This is a genomic window from Candidatus Acidianus copahuensis (genome assembly GCF_000632495.1).
Classification (GTDB): Archaea; Thermoproteota; Thermoprotei_A; order Sulfolobales; family Sulfolobaceae; genus Acidianus; species Acidianus copahuensis.
This window is the reverse complement of record NZ_JFZT01000023.1, coordinates 1-2,687: the sequence shown is the minus strand read 5'-3', so window position 1 is coordinate 2,687 and position 2,687 is coordinate 1. Positions and strand designations below refer to the sequence as shown.

General features: G+C 38.2%; 2 protein-coding genes. Both read right to left on the bottom strand.

Going from position 1 to position 2,687, the window contains the following annotated elements; genetic code table 11:
• The coding region (locus CM19_RS03790) for a hydantoinase B/oxoprolinase family protein (protein ID WP_048099132.1) at positions 1-647 on the bottom strand (647 nt) is incomplete at its 3' end.
• A complete protein-coding gene (locus CM19_RS03785) occupies positions 640-2,628 on the bottom strand; it encodes a hydantoinase/oxoprolinase family protein (protein WP_200869386.1) in 1,989 nt (662 codons plus the stop codon). The genes CM19_RS03790 and CM19_RS03785, both read right to left, overlap by 8 nt.
• Between the last annotated feature and the right edge of the window lie 59 nt (positions 2,629-2,687).

Here is a 2,687-nt window from a genome sequence, read left to right as displayed (position 1 = left end):
GTAATTGATTCTTCCCACCCTCTTCTCACGCTTTCTAAACCATATTTATCGATTAGCTGGGAAACTCTTAAAATACCTAGTCTATTGGCAGCAATTTGGGCATTAAGATCTCCTATCGATGTATAAGGTGACTTGAAGTTACTTAGGATTAAATCTAGGACATCCCTATTCAACTTCCCTTTTTCCATTAAGTATGTAGGAGGTATAATTAGTCCTTCCTCGTATAATGTTGTAGCATTGGGATTTATGCTACCAGGTACAGGCCCGCCTACGTCAACATGATGTGCCTTATTTACAGCATAGCCAACTAGTTTATCAGAGCAATAGATTGGACTTACCATCATAACATCATTTAAATGAGTACCTGAAATATAGGGATCGTTAAGGACTATTACATCGCCCTCTTCTATGTTCAATCCCTCTTTATTCATGTAATCTAACAAATTCCTAACTCCTATCCTAAACGAACCTAAATGTACAGGTATATGTTCAGCTTGCGTGACAAGATTACCCATAGGATCCATGATTGCGCAACTGTGGTCCATTCTCTCTCTAATATTTGGTGACATAGAGGATTTCTTCAGCGCTACACCCATTTCCTCTGCTATGAATTCCATTGCCTTATGGATTATTTCCCAACTAACCACTCTTACTCACCTCAAGTACCCCATTCTCTAGGACTTTCACTTTCCACCCAGGTTTTATAGCTGAAGTAGAGCTATATTCTTCTATTATAGCAGGTCCTTCAACTTGTGATCCTATAGGTAGATTTTCGCGCCAATAAATTGGAGTGTCTATCCATTCATTGTTAAAGAGTACCTTCCTGTAATCTCTAGGTCTATCTGAAGAACCTCTTGTTTCTTTCCTTACCTTAGGCTTAACCCTTTTAATTACGGCGAAGGTTCTTATAGTGACTATTTCTATCCTTCTATCTAGTTTGAACCCATACGTATTAAGGTGTTTTTCATCGAATTTCTCCTTTATTGCTTCGTAAGAATCATTTTTATCTACAGGTATAGTGAGTTCCCATCCTTGACCTTCATAGCGAACATCTGCATATCTTAAGAAATAGTCGATCTTCAGTAGCTTTCTAGATAGCTCTTTTTCCATTTCATCGAATTCCCTTTGAATATCCTTCGGATAGGATCTTCTAGCCTCAAACATTTCATCAGACATTAAAAGCCCTAGGGCGCTAAATAAACCTGGCTCAACTGGAATATAGACTCTTTTTATATTAATCTCTTCAGTTAGATCTAATGCGTGTTGCGGACCTGCACCTCCAAATGCAAATAGTGAGAACTCTGTGGGATCCAAACCTCTTTCAATTGTTACTAGTCTAATTGCCCTCGCCATCTCCAAGTTTATTAACGATAATGATGTTTGAGCTACCTCATAAGGTTCACTAAGCGTTGAAAGTCCCTTTAATGCTAACTCTTTATATATACTCATCTTCCCTCCCAATAGTTTCTCAGGTATCCTTCCTAAGACTAGGTTTGCGTCAGTTATTGTAGGTTTATCTCCACCTTTGTTATAACACGCCGGGCCAGGATCTGCACCAGCACTTAATGGTCCAACGTTTATTGCCCCCGCTTCATCTTTCCATATTATTGTACCCCCTCCAGCTGATACCTCAGCCAAGTCAATGAATGGAAACCTTATAGGATAACCCGACCCTTTTACAATCCTTCCATGATGAGCTTCTCCTCCAACCTCATATTCTGTGGTTATCTCAGCCTCATAATCCACTATTGTGCCCGCCTTTGCTGTAGTCCCTCCCATATCAAAGCTTATAGCGTTCTTTATCTGTAATTCTCTTGCAAGTTCTCTAACTGCAATAACGCCCGCGGCAGGGCCCGATTCTATAATTTGTACAGGTCTTTCAGACGCTTCAGTTGTATTTACTAAGCCTCCAGTGCTAGCCATAATATAAATGGGTGGGGAATTTATAACGCTCAGAGCCTTATTTAGGCTATTCAAATATTTAGATACAATAGGCACTAGAACTGCATTTACTACTGTAGTACTAGTTCTTTCATACTCTCTAGGTTCTGGAGCGACCTTATATGAAGAAGAAATATACTTAAAGTATTTAGATAAAACTTCCTCAGCTATTTTTTCATTTTCAGGATTTACATAGGAATGAAGGAACGAGATTGCAATGGTCATAACACCCTTAGAATACGCATCTAAAGCTATTTTATCAACTTCTTCTTTTTGCAACTTCTTTAATATCTCTCCGTTGTATAATGTCCTCTCATCAACTTCATATCTTAACTCTCTTGGAACTAATGGTCTTGGCTTTTCGAAATTTAAATCATAGACTCTAGGTCTATTCTGTCTCCCTATTTCAATAATGTCCTTAAAGCCCTTTGTGGTAATAAGAGCAGTCTTTGGCAATTCCAGTCCTACTTGTCCTAAAATTGCGTTTGTAGCTATTGTAGTAGCATGAAGGACTTCAGTTATCTTCTCGCCTTTTAACGTTCTCAATACGTTTATTACGGCCTCTTCTGGTTTTTTAGGTGTAGAAGATACCTTTATATACTCTAATTTATCACCACGTTGTATTATTATATCTGTAAAAGTTCCTCCTATATCGATAGAAATCGTTATCTCCTGACTAAGGCTCATCCTTTTGAAATTGGTTTTCAAAAATAAAAGTAGCTTGACAAAAAACGTTCACAAAGAGG

Coding starts and splice junctions, on each gene's coding strand:
- CM19_RS03785 (WP_200869386.1), bottom strand. CDS start 2,628: ATGAGCCTTAGTCAGGAGATAACGATTTCTATCGATATAGGAGGAACT.